The 16232-nt window shown below is 52.2% G+C and carries 15 protein-coding genes and 1 pseudogene; 10 read left to right on the top strand and 6 right to left on the bottom strand.

All coding sequences use genetic code 11. The features are described 5' to 3' along the window. Positions 1–10: 10 nt before the first annotated feature. A complete protein-coding gene (locus PsB1_RS05520; RefSeq protein ID WP_284359618.1) occupies positions 11–1123 on the bottom strand; it encodes an NADH:flavin oxidoreductase in 1113 nt (370 codons plus the stop codon). Positions 1124–1207: 84 nt separating this feature from the next. Continuing rightward, complete coding sequence (locus PsB1_RS05515) at positions 1208–1948, bottom strand: tRNA1(Val) (adenine(37)-N6)-methyltransferase (protein WP_284359616.1); 741 nt, start codon at positions 1946–1948, stop codon at positions 1208–1210. A 100-nt stretch (positions 1949–2048) separates the two neighbouring features. On the opposite strand from PsB1_RS05515, the gene PsB1_RS05510 reads away from it, so the two are divergent. After that, on the top strand, positions 2049–3116 hold the full coding sequence (locus PsB1_RS05510; protein ID WP_284359614.1) for a polyprenyl synthetase family protein: 1068 nt from the start codon (positions 2049–2051) through the stop codon (positions 3114–3116). Between the two features lie 46 nt (positions 3117–3162). Here PsB1_RS05510 and PsB1_RS05505 read toward each other — a convergent pair whose 3' ends face one another. The 3 genes from PsB1_RS05505 to tadA form a co-directional block, all read right to left on the bottom strand. Continuing rightward, positions 3163–4212 (bottom strand): TerC family protein, encoded by a 1050-nt coding sequence (locus tag PsB1_RS05505; RefSeq protein WP_284359613.1) that lies wholly within the window; start codon positions 4210–4212, stop codon positions 3163–3165. 218 nt (positions 4213–4430) lie between these two features. Next, on the bottom strand, positions 4431–5378 hold the full coding sequence (trxB, locus tag PsB1_RS05500; RefSeq protein ID WP_284359612.1) for a thioredoxin-disulfide reductase: 948 nt from the start codon (positions 5376–5378) through the stop codon (positions 4431–4433). 60 nt (positions 5379–5438) lie between these two features. Further along, a complete protein-coding gene (tadA, locus tag PsB1_RS05495; protein ID WP_284359611.1) occupies positions 5439–5915 on the bottom strand; it encodes a tRNA adenosine(34) deaminase TadA in 477 nt (158 codons plus the stop codon). Positions 5916–6081: 166 nt separating this feature from the next. On the opposite strand from tadA, the gene PsB1_RS05490 reads away from it, so the two are divergent. The 9 genes and pseudogenes from PsB1_RS05490 to PsB1_RS05450 all read left to right on the top strand — a co-directional run bounded on the left by PsB1_RS05490 (position 6082) and on the right by PsB1_RS05450 (position 14970). Further along, complete coding sequence (locus PsB1_RS05490; RefSeq protein ID WP_284359609.1) at positions 6082–6603, top strand: MerR family transcriptional regulator; 522 nt, start codon at positions 6082–6084, stop codon at positions 6601–6603. Between the two features lie 84 nt (positions 6604–6687). After that, entirely contained in the window at positions 6688–8466 is a 1779-nt protein-coding gene (locus PsB1_RS05485) for an acyl-CoA dehydrogenase C-terminal domain-containing protein (protein ID WP_284359608.1), read from the top strand. 94 nt (positions 8467–8560) lie between these two features. Beyond that, positions 8561–9010, top strand: a pseudogene (locus PsB1_RS05480) (endonuclease domain-containing protein); the annotation flags it as partial. Then, on the top strand, positions 9007–10170 hold the full coding sequence (locus PsB1_RS05475; RefSeq protein ID WP_284359606.1) for an acyl-CoA dehydrogenase family protein: 1164 nt from the start codon (positions 9007–9009) through the stop codon (positions 10168–10170). The pseudogene PsB1_RS05480 and the gene PsB1_RS05475, both read left to right, overlap by 4 nt. A 148-nt stretch (positions 10171–10318) precedes the next feature. After that, the gene (locus PsB1_RS05470) at positions 10319–10600 is read left to right on the top strand and encodes a hypothetical protein (RefSeq protein WP_284359604.1); all 282 of its coding nucleotides are present in this window, start codon (positions 10319–10321) and stop codon (positions 10598–10600) included. Beyond that, positions 10597–11046: an OsmC family protein gene (locus tag PsB1_RS05465; protein ID WP_284359602.1), complete on the top strand. Its 450-nt coding sequence runs from the start codon at positions 10597–10599 to the stop codon at positions 11044–11046. Before PsB1_RS05470 ends, PsB1_RS05465 begins: the two co-directional genes overlap by 4 nt. Further along, positions 11043–11480, top strand: coding sequence for a PaaI family thioesterase (locus PsB1_RS05460; RefSeq protein ID WP_284359601.1), 438 nt, complete (start codon positions 11043–11045; stop codon positions 11478–11480). The genes PsB1_RS05465 and PsB1_RS05460 overlap by 4 nt, the downstream gene beginning before the upstream one ends. A gap of 15 nt (positions 11481–11495) precedes the next feature. Next, on the top strand, positions 11496–12707 hold the full coding sequence (locus tag PsB1_RS05455) for an acetyl-CoA C-acetyltransferase (protein WP_284359600.1): 1212 nt from the start codon (positions 11496–11498) through the stop codon (positions 12705–12707). Between the two features lie 61 nt (positions 12708–12768). After that, positions 12769–14970, top strand: a complete 2202-nt coding sequence (locus tag PsB1_RS05450) for a 3-hydroxyacyl-CoA dehydrogenase NAD-binding domain-containing protein (protein WP_284359599.1) — start codon at positions 12769–12771, stop codon at positions 14968–14970. A 59-nt stretch (positions 14971–15029) separates the two neighbouring features. Here PsB1_RS05450 and PsB1_RS05445 read toward each other — a convergent pair whose 3' ends face one another. Then, on the bottom strand, positions 15030–16223 hold the full coding sequence (locus PsB1_RS05445) for a serine hydrolase domain-containing protein (protein WP_284359598.1): 1194 nt from the start codon (positions 16221–16223) through the stop codon (positions 15030–15032). Positions 16224–16232 lie beyond the last annotated feature (9 nt).

Here is a 16232-nt window from a genome sequence, read left to right as displayed (position 1 = left end):
GTTAACTTACTCAATATAAAGTTGCGAGCGCTTTGCTATCATAATCCATAAGATCATCGGTGCACCCCGACCTGACCTTTTTCGCCCATTGCGGATCTTGCAACAAAGCCCGGCCAACGGCCACCATGTCAAACTCACCCTTTTCTAAGCGACGGACAACATCATCGAGGGGTGCCTTGACCGATCCTTCACCTCGGAACGAGCCAGTAAAATCACTTGATAAGCCAATTGAACCTACAGTAATGGTGGGAACTCCGGTTAGTTTCTTGGTCCAGCCTGCGCAATTAAGACCTTTTTCCCCGTCCACTTCAGGAAATTCAGCCTCCCACACCCGACGTTGTGAACAATGCAGTATATCAACTCCAGCTCCAACAATGGGAGCTAAAAAGGCTTCGAGTTCGTGGGGAGTATGGGCCAGTTTCACCGTATAATCTTGCTGTTTCCATTGCGAAAAGCGTAAAATGATGGGCATGTCAGGACCCACTTGTTTGCGACATTCAGCGACGATTTCGGCCGCAAAGGTCGAACGCTGTGCCAAAGTCCCGCCATAACGATCGGTGCGGACATTCATGACATTCCAGAAAAATTCATCGATTAAATAACCATGAGCGCCATGAATTTCGATGGCGTCAAAGCCTAACTTAGCGCCATCACCTGCCGCACGTGCATAGGCCTGGACCATATCCCAGACTTCTTCAGTGGTAGGTGCCGGCATGACCGATTTGCCGGTATGGGTTAAGCCAGAAGGACTATCGGTGGGGGCATCTGGATAATGGCCAGTTCCAGGTTTGCGCATCATGCCTTGATGCCAAATTTGGGGCGCGATCTTGCCGCCATTCGCATGCACATCATGAACAATTTTGGCCCAACCTTGGAGTGCATCTTCTCCATGGAAGCGTGGCACATTGGGGTCATTGGACGCACCCCTTCGGTCAATGACCGTGCCTTCGGTGATGATCAGACCAACATCGGAAGCCGCGCGACGGGCATAATAATCAGCTACATTTTGTCCAGGAATCCCATTGGGTGAAAAGGATCGCGTCATCGGGGCCATAACAATTCGATTGGGGATCGTCAGCCCACGCACTGTCAAAGGCTGAAACAAAGCAGTCACATCTGTCATTCTTACTCCTGAGCTTGTTATGATTTGCTCCTTCAATTGGATTGCTGGTCGGGTCAATGGGCCATCGCTATAATCAACTTCCTTTTACACGCTCAATCTACCACCTTCACATATGGCTTGATAGGCTGGACTGAAACGCCCAAGCCCAGCATCTGGGTGCATATCTAACCCTTCAAGCAGTCGCAATGGTGCACGTGAACCTTTGCGGGCTGAAATCAAAATTCTTTTTGCAGGCTCCCCTGCTCTTGGCCGCACGGGAAACACCCCAATATCACCTGCCCGGCTAACGAGTGCCGCTAAAATATCGGCCAAGCGATCTGCACGATGGATCATCAAAAATCGCCCTTTAGGCTTAGCCATTGTCAGCATGGATTGGATCCAAGCCGCCAAAGGTGCACCAATGATATAAGCGCCTTGTCGCGCCGCCAGCGGGTCACGGATTGCGCGATCATCATCAAAAAAAGGCGGATTTGAGAACACAAGGTCAAATTGGCCTTTTAAGTGGTTTGGCGGCGCTAAGACATCGCCTTGTTCAAACTTAATGTGGGCCGCCAAGTGATTAGCCTTCTGATTGCGATACGCCAAGCTCAAGACTTCTGAATCTTTTTCAAGACCATGGAGAGTTAGATCCCGATCACCCCGCAAATGTGCTAGGCTCAACAACACCGCCCCTACCCCACAGCCCGCTTCCAACATGTTGTGTCCTTCAAACGAAACAGCAGCAGCTGCCAAAAGCACGGCATCACTTCCGGCGCGATAGCCGTTTACGGGCTGCTCTATGGTCAAAGCGCCCTTGAGGAATAGATCAAAGCTGGTTGCAAGCATTGTGGTTTCTGGTGTGCATGAATATCGTGTGGATGAGACAAGAAAGGCTTAAGGAGTCAATCTAAGTATTAAGCTCGCCGAGCCCAAGCACACACGATGCTTGACCGACAGGCCCCGTCAAGGGCATGAAACATTGGGATTTGAGGAACATGCTGTTGTGAATTTAACAATCCGCCCAATCGATGCGCATTCTGTTAGTCCAACAGAGGCGCTGGCTGCTGTTTTAGCGCCAGAATTGGCCGCAACGGAGGCAGAAATTGGGGCACGCATGGCAAGTCCTGTTGGGCTGATTCCTGATGTTGCGCATCATTTGGTCGATGCCGGGGGCAAACGGCTACGCCCACTTTTGACTTTAGCGGCTGCACGTACCTGCGGGGGTGGTGGACAGGCGGCAGTTAAACTAGCAACAGCGGTTGAGTTTATTCATACCGCAACCCTGTTGCACGACGATGTGGTCGATGGTTCATCGCTGCGTCGCGGCAAACGTACCGCTAATTTGATCTGGGGCGATAAAGCCAGTGTATTGGTTGGTGATTTTTTGTTCGCCCGCGCCTTCAATCTGATGGTTGAAACTAATTCCTTACACGTGCTCGACATACTAGCCAAAGCAGCCTCTACGATCGCGGAGGGTGAAGTGTTGCAACTGGCAACGACCAGTCGCGGGGAAGCCAGCCGGAGCCGCTATTACCAAGTCATTGAAGCCAAAACCGCAGCTTTATTTGCAGCCGCTTGTAAAGCAGGCGCGATTACCGCTGGCGCACCCTTAGAGTGGGTCGAAGCGCTGGCAACATTTGGATTACGCTTGGGCTTGGCCTTTCAATTGGTCGATGATGCGTTAGACTATGGGGGCTTATCCCAAGTTCTTGGTAAAAACACCGGCGATGATTTCCGCGAGGGCAAAGCCACTTTACCTTTAATTATTGCCTTTGAACGGTCAGAAGGCGATGAGCGTCTGTTTTGGCAGCGTGTTTTAGCCCGCCAACACCGAGATGGTGACATAGACCAAGCTCTCTCCATTCTCCAAGCCCATGGGGCCGTAGAAGCGACCTTGCAAGAAGCCCGCAATCATATTCAGGCGGCAAAAACCGCCCTTGCCCTTCTTCCTGAAGGGGTTATTCCAACCCTATTGGCAGATTTGGCAGATTATGTAGTGGACCGCCACACCTAAGGCTAGATCCAGCTTAGCTTTTGAGGCCAAGAGTGAGAATAGAGGTCTAATCGCGTGGTGCTGGTGATTTCGAGCGCGTTTTCCATAGCGAGAAGCCAATCGCACCACCTAAAAGGGTCAGCGTAGCCAACAAAGACCAATGAGGTTCCATATAAGGTACAAGCTTGAGTTCTTTGGACAAACCGAAGTTCCATATGATCTTACAGCCGATCAAAACAAGCACAAGAGACAAGCCATATTTGAGATATTTGAAACGCTCGACCGCTTCGGCCAGCATGAAATACATCGACCTTAGGCCCAAAATCGCAAAAATATTGGACGTGTAAACGATGAAGGGGTCACGGGTGACGGCAAAGATGGCCGGTACACTATCGACGGCAAAAACAATATCCACCACTTCAACCATGATAAGGGCCAAAAACAACGGTGTTGCCCACACCACCAATTTGCCGCTACCATCTGGATGAGGTGCCTTAACAAAGAAATTGTGATTATCGATGGTTTCTGTAACCCGCATGCGCTTTTTGACGAACTTTAATACCGGGTTATCTTCCAGCTTCACTTCATGCTCACCACCAAATAGCATTTTCCAGCCCGTGAAGATCAAAAAGGCGGCGAAAATATAAAGCACCCAAGTGAATTGGTTGACGACAGCGGAGCCTAAACCAATAAATATGGCCCGGAACACGATCGCGCCAATAATACCCCAGAATAGCACCCGATGCTGATATTCGCGCGGGACAGCAAAAAAGGTGAAAATCATGCCAATGACGAAGATATTGTCAAAAGCTAAAGCAGTTTCGAGCAAATAACCTGTAAAATACTGAATAACGGCTTGTTGGTTGAGATTATCCGAGCTGTTATAATATATCGCGTCGGGCACATAGATGAAATAGACATAAGCGCCAAAAGCGATGGCAAGGGTGGCAAAGGAGGCCCACATTTTTGCAGACTTGGATGCTGAAATAACACCGTCCTTATTGTTGACTACCCCAAGGTCGATCCACAACAAAAAGCCGATGAACGCAAAAAATGCCAGCCACATCCAAATTGGCTGGCCAGCATAATAAACAGTAAAAAAATGCAAGGCATCCATCGGCCCCGGTCCCCTGATCTTGGCTGCGTGTGCCCGAGAACAATCAATCCGACATCACGATCAACGCCTTGATCGCCAGAGGGGCCCGAATTGCAACATCTTTGATATGAGTGCTCAATTTATGCTTACAAGTGCCAAAACACCAAGGTGAAGCCTGATTGCATTCACAAGGTTGTGATGGCTTTGATATGATCGTGTAACTTGCAACGGGGTGCCAGTTACGAGCCATGTTCCGCCAAAAAACGCTCTGCTTCAAGTGCGGCCATGCAGCCAAGTCCCGCTGCCGTGATTGCTTGGCGATAGGTTTCGTCTGCGACGTCGCCAGCCGCAAATACCCCAGGCAAAGTGGTTCGCGTTGACCCAGGCTCAACCTGAATATAGCCGTTTTCCCGCATTCCGACTTTACCGATGAATAAATCGGTTGCGGGCTTATGTCCGATCGCGACAAAAACCCCGTGGGCGGACATATCGCTGACCACTCCAGTTTTCAAATTCTTAACTCGTACCCCGGTTACCGATTTTGGTTCTGGATCGGACAAAATGGCCTCTACAGCACTGTCCCAAACCACTTCTATTTTGGGATTAGCGAACAGTCGGTCTTGTAAAATGCGTTCAGCGCGCAATTCATGGCGGCGATGCACCAAAGTCACTTTACTGGCAAAATTCGTCAAAAAAAGTGCTTCTTCTACTGCTGTATTGCCGCCGCCGATCACCACAACTTCCTTACCGCGGTAGAAGAAGCCATCACACGTAGCGCAAGCCGAAACGCCAAACCCGCATAGGCCCTGTTCCTCAGGTAATCCTAACCATTTAGCTTGCGCCCCAGTTGCGATGATCAAAGTGTCGCCAGTATAGATTTGCCCACGATCGCCGACGGCTTTGAAGGGACGAGTGGATAGATCGACCTCCATGATCCAATCGGAAATGATGTGAGTGCCAACATGCTGGGCTTGCGCCCGCATCTGATCCATCAACCAAGGCCCTTGAATTACGTCCGCAAAACCTGGGTAATTTTCGACGTCAGTTGTAATAGTTAATTGTCCCCCTGGTTGAGGTCCTTCCACCAAAATAGGCTGACGCATGGCGCGGGCGGCGTAAATCGCGGCTGTATAACCCGCCGGCCCTGAACCGATGATGAGGACGGGGGCGTGGCGAGGGTTTGACATACTTAAGGCTCCTTGAATGGTTCTATCTAGTGATTCCCCACAAGGGTAGCGAGGGCTGTTTCAGCGCTTGGACCGAAAAAAATCACGCAAGAGCGCCCCGCACGGCTCCGCCAAAACACCAGAGGTTACATTGGGACGATGATGGCAGGTTTTTTGCTCGAAGAACCGAGCCCCATGCTCGATCGCCCCGCCCTTTGGATCGCTGGCCCCGTAAACAAGGCGCGTAACCCGCGCATGGCTTATCAGCCCCGCACACATCGTACAAGGCTCCAAGGTGACGTATAGGGTCAGTCCTGGGGGCAACCGATAGTTTTGTAGGGCAGAAGTCGCCATTCGAATGGCTAACAGTTCAGCGTGCCCAGATGGATCATGTAAGCTGATCGGTGCATTATGGGCATGAGCGAGTACCTTCTGACTATAATTGTCTACCAACACAGCCCCTATAGGTGCTTCCCCTTGCCTAGCCCCTTCTTGAGCTAACTCCAAAGCAAAGGCCATCCAGCGTGTATCATTTTCAATGAGGGGCGAAGGTACCATTCACTCGATTTATAAGATTGGCGCGATCAAAGCCAGCCACTTCAGCCTGGTCAGCTCTAACCAAGGCGGAAATCAACCTACAGGAATTGACCTGCCAACCCTTTATTGTTGACGTGAACGTAAAGGTAAGACAGTATGAATAGCCATAAAGACACCGGAGACTAACATGTCTGATCAGACTATTAAGAAAACAGTTTGGACAATTGGACAATTATCGCGTGAGTCAGGGGCTTCGGCGCGTGCTTTGCGTTTTTATGAAGATAAGGGCCTGTTAAGTCCCGCGCGGGAGGGACAGACCCGCCTTTATTCGGTGCGTGACCGCGCGCGCCTAACCTTGATCCTTCGGGGCAAGCGCGTTGGTTTCACCTTAGCTGAAATTCGCGAAATGCTAGATTTATATGATTTAGGTGACGATCAGCGCACGCAAATGCAGCGAACTCATGATAAATATATCAAGCAAATCGCCCTGTTGAAGCGCCAACGCGAAGACATTATCGAATCCATCCAAACATTAGAAACAGGCATTGCCTGGCTGGCCGAGCAATTGTCAAAAAACCCCGCTGATGTCGCTGTTACTGGGGCTTCCGCCTATGATGCGTTAGCGCGGGCATGTCTAGATGGTGTGGCCACGGGTTCATCCACCCATGCCTTAACAAAACATAAGTTTCGCCGACCAAAGCCCCACTAGACTGACTTAAATCCTAACAGATTGATTGTTCAATCCTGCCCACGTCCGAACCAACCAAGGCCAATTGACCAAGAGGAAACACCCATGGGTTATCAAGCACCTATTCGCGACATGAAATTCTTATTCGATGATGTGCTGGAGATTGACCGTTTCTCCAACCTAGAAGGCTTCGCCGATGCACCAAAAGACGTACGCGACCAAATCCTTGAGGAAGGGGCCAAGTTTTGTGAGACTGTATTAGCGCCGCTTAATGCCGTTGGCGACAAGCAAGGCTGTAAGCTTAACCCGGACCACAGTGTTACTGTACCTGAAGGCTTTACAGAAGCCTATCATGCCTTGGTGGAAGCTGGTTGGCCACTTTTGAGTGCGGACCCAGCCTATGGTGGCCAAGGCCTGCCCCATGTGGTGAACATGGCCTATAGTGAGATGACTACTTCTGCAAATATGGCGTTTGGCATGTATCCGGGCCTCACCCATGGCTGCTACTCCGCAATTCACGAAGGTGGGACTGAACAGCAAAAAGACCTATATCTGCCCAAGCTTGCCAGTGGTGAGTGGGCGGGTACGATGAATTTAACCGAGCCCCACTGCGGCACTGACCTTGGCCTTTTGCGCACCAAAGCGGTACCCCAAGCCGATGGCACCTATAAAATTACCGGACAAAAGATTTGGATTTCGGGTGGCGAGCACTCCATGACGTCCAACCACATCCATTTGGTGCTGGCTAGGATAGAGGGTGCACCAGCTGGGGTGAAGGGAATTTCCTTGTTCATTGTACCGAAATTCATCGTTCATCCCGATGGTAGCTTAGGTGCGCGCAACACCGCCACCTGCGTTGGCCTTGAAGAGAAAATGGGCATTCACGGCAATGCGACCTGCGTCATGCAATATGAACAAGCGACGGGCTATTTGATTGGTGAGTCCAATAAGGGCCTCTCCATCATGTTTGTGATGATGAATGAAGCGCGCCTCGGCGTTGGCTTACAGGGAATGGCGATTGGCGAGTCTGCCTATCAAGCCGCTTTGGCTTTCGCAAAGGATCGACGCCAAGGACGCAGCCTGACCGGGCCAAAAGAACCTGACCAGCCAGCTGATACGATATTGGTGCATCCCGATGTGCGCCGCATGTTGATGGACATCAAAGCCCATACCGAAGGCGGACGCGCGTTTTTGTATTGGACCGCCCTTTATGGCGACCTCTTGCACAAGAGCCCAGATGAATCCGTCCGCCAAAAGGCTGGCGATTATATGAGCTTATTGACCCCGGTCCTCAAAGCCTATCTCACCGATAAGGGCCATAAGAATGCATCTGACGCCTTGCAAATCCATGGTGGCTCTGGCTTCACTGAACATTATCAAGCTAGCCAATTCCTGCGCGACAGCAAGATCGCCATGATTTATGAAGGCACCAATGGGGTGCAGGCGCTTGATTTGGTGGGCCGTAAACTTGCCGCCAATGGCGGGCGCGCGATCCAAACCTTCTTTGCTGAAATCGACGCCTTTGTGGCCGAGCATGAGGGTAATGCGGACTTAGCCCCCTTTATCAACGGCCTCTCATTTGCGCGCGCGCAACTCCAAGACGCCACCATGTGGCTGATGGCCAATGGCATGAGCAATTTTGACAATGCAGGTGCCTCCAGCCACGATTATCTCCATATTTTCGGCCTAACTGGGCTGACCTATATGTGGGCACTGATGGCCAAAGCCGCGTTTGCTAAAGCGGGGACCGAGCCTTTCTATGATACCAAAATCAAAACCGGCCGCTACTTCATCGACCGGATTTTGCCCGAAATCACCAGCCATCTGACCAAAGTGAAAACAGGTGCTGCCCCTGTGATGGCATTGGGCATGGAGGAGTTTTAATGCCTTGTCCTCCCCCATTCACGGGGGAGGGGGACCGCGCGAAGCGGGGTGGAAGGGGAACATGCGCGAATGAGAAACCCAAAGCCGCACTTTCGCTAAAACGATGCGTCGCACTTTAACAAAAGCGGAGACTTCTCCGTGGAGCCACCTCAAAGGAAAGCAGCTTAATGGCCATCATTTTCGTCGCCAGCACCCAATCGGTCCTTACATCGCAGACTTTGCCTGCGTTGCAGCCAAGCTTGTACTAGAGGTGGATGGAAGCACACATATGTCAACGCAAGACCAAACCTACGATGCCAAACGAAGGGGATTGTTGGAGGCCGAGGGCTGGCAGATCATGCGTGTCTGGAATAACCAAGTCTATGAATACCGAGCCAGGATATCGCGTGCAATCGATGAAGTGGTGACGGCGCGCGCACTCAAGCGCCCCCTCCACCATGCTTCGTATGGTCCCCCTCCCCCGCTTCGCAGGGGAGGACAAGGTCAGCCCGGTGCAGGTGGGCATGCTGCCGACCCAAGTTCAATCAATAAGGAAACACCATGACAGCCATCAACCTGCCCAAAGCCGCTTGGCGCGATACTGAAGAACTCAACATGTTTGAAGATTCTGTGCGTGGATTCTTTACCAAGGAAGCCCCGCCCGAAGTGGTGGCCAAATGGCGTGAACAAGGCATTGTGGACCGGGCGATGTGGAGCAAGGCTGGTCAAGCTGGCTTATTATGTGTGTCCATGCCCGAAGAATTTGGTGGCGGCGGCGGTGATTTTCGCCATGAAGCGGTGTTGATGGATGTCATGGGCACCTTGGGGATAGATGGCTTTGGGATATCCTTACATAATGCCATCGTAGCACCTTATATCAAGCATTACGGTAGCGAAGAGCAAAAACAAAAATGGCTGCCGGCCATGGCTTCTGGCGAACTGGTTGGCGCGATTGCGATGACGGAGCCTGGTGCAGGCTCTGACTTGCAAGGCATCAAAACCACTGCAATCAAAAGCGGCAATCATTATGTGATCAATGGCTCCAAGACCTTCATCACCAATGGCGCGACGGCTGATATCATCTTGGTGGTCGCCAAAACCGACCCGACCCAAGGTGCGAAGGGCACAAGCTTAATCGTCGTTGAAACCAAAGAGGTTGAAGGGTTTCGCCGTGGTCGCAACTTAGACAAGATTGGCCATGATGCCCAAGACACTTCTGAACTCTACTTCGATGAAGTGCGGGTGCCAACCTCCAATCTTTTGGGACCAATTGAGGGAATGGGCTTTATTCAATTGATGGAGCAATTGGCCAGCGAGCGCCTGCAAATCGGCATTCAAGGCGTCGCGGCGATGGAGCGCGCGCTTACTGAAACCATCGCTTATGTGAAACAACGTAAAGCTTTTGGTAAATCGATTATAGACTTTCAAAATACCCAATTCAAATTGGCGGAGTGTAAGACCAAAGCCACAGTCGCGCGCGCTTTTTGTGACCGCTGTACTGAGCTGTTGCTTGAGGGCAAACTCGACCCCGCCACCGCCTCAATGGCGAAATATTGGGTAACCGACGTCGAAAACGAAGTGATGGACGAATGCCTGCAATTGCACGGCGGCTGGGGCTATATGAACGAAATGCCCATCGCCCGCATGTGGCGTGACAGCCGGGTGCAGCGTATTTATGGCGGGGCGAATGAGGTTATGAAGGTTCTGATTGCGCGGACTTTGTGAACATGGATATTGACCCCGCTTTGGCTGCTACCATGGCCCCCAAGCCAAACACCCCCTCCGGCCTTTCAGGCTGCCTCCCCTGTGGAACGGGGGAGGAAAAAATGCAAGACTTAACCGCGTTCCAAACCAATATGGAAACCATGCATCAATGACTCCCCATTATACTTCCATCTCAGCGTGCGCATTGCTGTTGGAAAAATCCCCGGATCCTGATGCCTTGCAGCTTGAGTTTCTCAAGGCACATTTGGGTGAAGCCCAATTGGCAAGTACGAATGAGATTGAGCAACTGGCGGTAGAGGGTTTGCAAGAAACCTTCGATGATATGATGGCAGAAGCGGAACCTGCCAATCGGGCTAGTGTTCTTGAACTGTTGAAAACCAGCATTTTGGCCTATGAAGTCCAATTGCTTAAAGAGGGCCAGCACCAGTGAGTACCCATAGCGCCACCATCCTTTGGACACGCGGTGAAGCCACCTTTTCTGACGGCCACTATGCCCGCACCCATGAGGCGCGTTTTGACGGCGGCGTCAGCCTTGCTGTTACGACCGCACTGCCTTTGCCATCCAATACCATCCCCGCTGCTGATCCCGAAGAAATGGTGGTGACCGCAACCGCCAGTTGCCACATGATGTTCTTTTTGGCGTTCGCCAAGCAAGCCGGCTTTATCGTCGATCGCTATGAAGATACGCCCGTTGGCACTTTGGGCAAGGATGATAAGGGTGTGGAGCGCTTGATCGATATCGCGCTTAGCCCGAAAATCTCCTGGGGTGGCGATGATATTCCAGGTGCCGCCGATGTCGATCTGCTGCACCATAAGGCCCACAAGGCCTGCTACATCGGCAATTCACTCAGATGCCCAGTCAGGATCGAGCCGTGACCAATCACGCCCAAGCCTTTTTGGATATCGGCATGACCGAACCCTCGCGTTGCTCACAGACCCTTGGTTTTAAGCTGATTGAGATGGACGTGAAGGCTGGAACCGCGCGGGTATCGTTTGAGGGCAAGCCCGAATTTTCCAATCCCACCGGCTTTATTCAAGGCGGGTTTTTGTCCGCCATGCTCGATGACGTGATGGGTATGATGGCGATGTTGAAAGTCGCGCCCAAGAATGTCGCCAGCACCATAGATTTGCACATCCATTATCTGCGCCCGGTTCGGGTAGGGAATATCGAAGTGCAAGCCCATATCACCAATAAAGGCCCAAGCGTTTTGTTTGCGCAGGCCGACCTCTATGATTGTCGGGGAAAAATCTCCGCCAAAGCCACCTCTGCCTTGGCGATAACGCCACTGCAACTCACAAAAAACAACTAGTCAGGGAGCGCCAATATGGCCGAAGCATTTATCTATGACGCAGTTCGCACCCCCCGTGGCAAAGGCCGCAACACTGGTGCCCTCCATGAAATCACCGCCCTTAGCCTTGCGACCCAAACGCTGCAGGCGCTGCGCGATCGCAACAATCTTGAGACGTCCTTGGTCGATGACGTGGTGCTGGGCTGTGTGGCCCCGGTTGGTGAGCAAGGCAGCGATATCGCGCGGCTAGCCGTTTTGACTGCCGATTTCGCCCAAACCACTGCTGGCGTGCAAATCAACCGATTTTGCGCCTCCGGGCTTGAGGCCTGCAATATGGCCGCCGCAAAAGTCATATCCGGTGAAGCCGAACTTGCCATTGGTGGCGGCGTTGAAAGCATGAGCCGCGTGGCGATGGGCTCAGACGGTGGGGCTTGGGCTTCTGACCCCAGCATTGCGATCAAAACCTATTTCACCCCCCAAGGCATTGGGGCCGATACCATCGCTACCAAATACGGCTTTAGCCGCGATGATGTTGATGCCTATGCGGTTGAAAGCCAAAAGCGCGCTGCAACGGCTTGGAGAGAAGGGCGCTTCAAAAACTCTATCGTCCCAGTCAAGGACCAAATGGGCGGCATTATCCTGGACCATGATGAGCATATGCGACCTGATACCACGATGCAGGGCCTTGCGTCCCTTGAGCCCTCGTTCTTGGGCCAAGGCACGATGATGCCGGGCTTTGATGGCGTGATCCAACAGCGTTACCCCGAATTAGAAAGCATCAATCACGTTCATCATGGTGGCAATTCGTCGGGCATTGTGGATGGTGCGGCTGGCGTATTGATCGGCAATAAGCGCATGGGCAAAGCCACGGGCTTAAAGCCCCGTGCAAAAATCATTTCCATGGCCTCCATCGGGTCTGAGCCTTCCATCATGTTGACAGGCCCTGAGTTTGTGGCCCGTAAAGTCCTAAAAAAAGCAGGCATGAAGGTAAAGGATATTGACCTTTTTGAATTGAACGAAGCCTTTGCTTCGGTGGTCTTGCGCTTCATGCAGGCTTTGGAGATCCCACACGACAAGATCAATGTGTGCGGTGGTGCGATCGCCATGGGTCACCCGTTGGGTGCAACTGGCGCCATGATCCTGGGCACTGTTCTTGATGAGCTCGAGCGTACCGGCAAAGAAACCGCCCTCATCACCCTATGCGTGGGTGCAGGTATGGGGACCGCCACCATCATTCAACGGATTTAACGGCGCGCTTGGCTCGGTGCACGCCTTAAGGGAACACACTTATAATTCAGGGATGAATGCAATGGAAAACTTTACCACCACACTCGACGCTGATGGCGTCTGGCATGTCCGTTTTGACGTACAAGGCAAGACCATGAACACCATCACCGGTGGCGTCATGAAGGAATTGGGTAAGCTTGTTGAAGAAATCAAAGCCAATGACGCGATCAAAGGCGTCGTTTTATTCTCCGGCAAGGATAATGGCTTTTGCGCTGGTGCTGATCTGGGTGAGATTGGCGGCGGCAGCATGGATGGCCATAAGAAGCTATCTGCAGATGAGAAACTTAAGAAAGACTTTGAGCAAGGCTTTAACCTCAATCGCTCGTTACGCGCGCTTGAAACCTGCGGCAAACCCGTAGCGTGTTCGCTTGAAGGCTTGGCTTTGGGTGGCGGTTTAGAGATTGCTTTGGCTTGCCATTACCGCGTCGCAGCCGATGTTCCAAAAATCCAATTTGGTTTGCCAGAAGCTAAAGTAGGCTTAATACCCGGCGCTGGCGGTACCCAACGGCTGCCGCGCCTGATCGGCGTGATGAATGCATTGCCCCACCTTCTCCAAGGTACCAGCATGAACCCTCAAGAAGCACTACAACTGGGCTTGGTCGGCGCACTCGTGCCCGCCGGTGAGACTGTGGTCGCCGCCAAAGCTTGGGTCTTAGCTAACCCGAAAGCCGTGGCCCCTTGGGATGTGAAAGGATACCGCGTTAAAGACGGCCCTTATACGCCAGGTGGCGGCATGACCTTTGTTGGCGGTAATGCCATGTTGTCTAAAACCACTTATGCCAATTACCCTGCCCAATTGGCCATTATGAGTGCGGTGTTTGAAGGCATTCAAGTACCGATGGATGCGGCTTTGCGCATTGAGACCCGCTATTTCTTAAAAAATATGGCAAGCCCTTCGGCAAAAGCCATGGTACGCACTTTATTCATATCCACACAAGCCTTGGCCAAGGGTGCCAACCGTCCAAAAGGCTTTGAAACCACTTCGATCAAGAAAGTAGCGGTTTTGGGTGCGGGCATGATGGGCGCTGGAATTGCTTATGTTCAGGCGATGGCAGGGATTGAAACCGTGCTGATCGACCAATCCCAAGAAGCAGCCGACAAGGGCAAGGATTATTCCAAAAAGCTTCTGGATAAGGCCGTGTCTCGCGGCAAAATGACCCAAGAAAAAGCCGATGGCGTTTTCGCTTTGATTACCCCAACCACCGATTATGCCCATGTCAAAGGTTCGGACCTTGTTATCGAGGCTGTATTTGAAAACCGCGAAATCAAGGCCGATGTGACCCAAAAGGCTGAAGCCATGCTGGGTACGAATGCTATATTTGGTTCGAACACCTCTACCTTGCCGATCACTGGCTTGGCAGAGGCTTCCAAGCGGCCCAAGAATTTCATCGGGGTGCATTTCTTCAGTCCGGTCGATAAAATGGGCTTGGTTGAAATCATCATGGGTAAAAAGACATCAAAGGAAACCTTGGCCAAGGCAATTGATTACGTTCTAAAAATCAAAAAAACACCGATAATCGTGAACGACAGTCGTAGCTTCTACACCAGCCGCTGCTTTGGCACTTATGTGGACGAAGGCCAAGAAATGCTGGCCGAAGGCATTAAGCCCGCCATCATCGAAAACGTCGGCCGCATGACCGGCATGCCCGTGCCACCTTTAGCCATGGCCGATGAAGTCGGCCTTGATTTGGCGAATAAAGTCACACAGCAAACCAAAAAAGACATTGGTAACAAATGGGTAGCAACCTCTGGCCAACTCATTATTGCAAAATTGGTAGAAGATCTTGGCCGCTTTGGTCGTAAAAACAAAAAGGGCTTTTACGATTATAAGGATGACGGCACCAAAGCGATTTGGCCGGGCTTAACGGGCATTGTCGCCACAAAAATCTACGAAGCCGATCCAGAAATGGTCAAGGATTACAAGAACCGTCTCTTGTATCGTCAAGCCCTTGAGACCGCCCGCTGCTTTGAAGAGGGCGTGATCACCGACCCACGTGACGCGGACATCGGCTCGATCCTCGGCTGGGGCTTTGCGCCTTATACAGGCGGTACGGTCAGCTTTATGGATGGGATTGGCATCGCCAATTTCGTCGCCGAGGCAGAGCGCTTAGCCAAAAAATACGGCCCTCGCTTTAAGCCTAATAAGCTATTGAAAGACATGGCGAAAAAGGGTGATACTTTCTATGGCCGCTTTGGTGGCGAAGCGGCTAAAAAGGCGGCCTAAACCCGCTTCAAAGCTTGATAACAAGGGCCGCTCATCTGGGCGGCGCTTATTCTTGACTGTTATCGCCCTGCCCGCTCCACCGCTTGCGCACGCGCGATGAGGTGGGCCAATGGGCTGGAGTCTTTACTCATATCAAACCTTGCATTGGCTTGGCCCACTGATCGCGCGACGGTGATATCCAGACGCGGGCAATGAAAAGCGGCTGTACCCCAAAAGCCGCCGTGGCCCCAACATGTCTCGCCCGCAAGTGTGATGGGCTCTATCCCCAAGGCATAGCCTCCGGCGATGGGGTCTGGCCCCGCTGTCTGCATCAATTTGATGGTGCGCGCGGGGTCCTTAAAGACTTGCCCCAACACCACCGCGCGCGTGGCAAGCCCCAGATCATCCATGCTCATCACAAGGCCGCCACCGCCATATTGATCATAGGATACATCGACCGCAGAATCGCGAATGCCGCCACGAAACTGCTCGGTACGGCGGGTGCCTTTAGGTTCGGGCTCCAGCGCCTCCCAATAGGTCTCATCTGCGCCTAGTTTTGGCCATTGCAATAGACCGCGCGCTGCCACACCAATGTTGGGGGCCTTGGTGGCAACTTTGATCATATCGGCTGCGATCAGATAATTGGTGTCTGAATATGCAAAGGTTTTACCCGGCTCCACCTTTTGGCCAAAGGTAACAGCAAACCAAATCTCGGTTTCCGGTGTCCAATGGGCCGATAGGCCATAAGCGTTAGGAACAAGTGCTAGAAACGCAAACAACCCAACGCCGAAATAATCCGGGATCCCCGATGTGTGGTTCAATAATTGGCGTAACGTTATGGTCTCCAGCCCATAATCATTGGCACGTAGCATGTCGCGAACCTTGGGTGACACATAGGGGCCGATGGGCGCATCAAGCTTTAGGGTGCCTTCTTCCACCAGCATCAGTGCCATGGCGGCGACGAAGGTTTTGGTGTTCGACGCCACCCGCACATCATCATCCGTGCGCAAATCAGGCCCCGCCACCCAGGCCTGATCTAGCTTAAGACTGGGTGCGCGCACATAAAGTATTTGCCCCGGGATATTGGTATTGGCGCGGGTTTCTTGATCGAGGACTTTCTGGATCGCCTCGCTTGACCCTACCGAGGTCCAATCCCCATCTTTCCAGCCCGCCCGTTGACTGCCCTGCCAATCGGACCAGCCAATCGCCATGGCGAGGCCAAGGAGCACCACCAAAGCTGCCATAATCACCATCGTACGAGGTTGAATTTTCATGACCGCGCC

Source organism: Candidatus Phycosocius spiralis (genome assembly GCF_030158815.1).
Lineage (GTDB): Bacteria > Pseudomonadota > Alphaproteobacteria > Caulobacterales > Aquidulcibacteraceae > Aquidulcibacter > Aquidulcibacter spiralis.
The sequence above is the reverse complement of the archived record's forward strand: the minus strand, read 5'-3'. Positions and strand labels throughout refer to the sequence as shown.

Coding starts and splice junctions, on each gene's coding strand:
- PsB1_RS05470 (WP_284359604.1), top strand. CDS start 10,319: ATGACTCCCCATTATACTTCCATCTCAGCGTGCGCATTGCTGTTGGAA.
- PsB1_RS05455 (WP_284359600.1), top strand. CDS start 11,496: ATGGCCGAAGCATTTATCTATGACGCAGTTCGCACCCCCCGTGGCAAA.
- PsB1_RS05475 (WP_284359606.1), top strand. CDS start 9,007: ATGACAGCCATCAACCTGCCCAAAGCCGCTTGGCGCGATACTGAAGAA.
- tadA (WP_284359611.1), bottom strand. CDS start 5,915: ATGGTACCTTCGCCCCTCATTGAAAATGATACACGCTGGATGGCCTTT.
- PsB1_RS05485 (WP_284359608.1), top strand. CDS start 6,688: ATGGGTTATCAAGCACCTATTCGCGACATGAAATTCTTATTCGATGAT.
- PsB1_RS05520 (WP_284359618.1), bottom strand. CDS start 1,123: ATGACAGATGTGACTGCTTTGTTTCAGCCTTTGACAGTGCGTGGGCTG.
- trxB (WP_284359612.1), bottom strand. CDS start 5,378: ATGTCAAACCCTCGCCACGCCCCCGTCCTCATCATCGGTTCAGGGCCG.
- PsB1_RS05450 (WP_284359599.1), top strand. CDS start 12,769: ATGGAAAACTTTACCACCACACTCGACGCTGATGGCGTCTGGCATGTC.
- PsB1_RS05445 (WP_284359598.1), bottom strand. CDS start 16,223: ATGAAAATTCAACCTCGTACGATGGTGATTATGGCAGCTTTGGTGGTG.
- PsB1_RS05515 (WP_284359616.1), bottom strand. CDS start 1,948: ATGCTTGCAACCAGCTTTGATCTATTCCTCAAGGGCGCTTTGACCATA.
- PsB1_RS05505 (WP_284359613.1), bottom strand. CDS start 4,212: ATGGATGCCTTGCATTTTTTTACTGTTTATTATGCTGGCCAGCCAATT.
- PsB1_RS05490 (WP_284359609.1), top strand. CDS start 6,082: ATGTCTGATCAGACTATTAAGAAAACAGTTTGGACAATTGGACAATTA.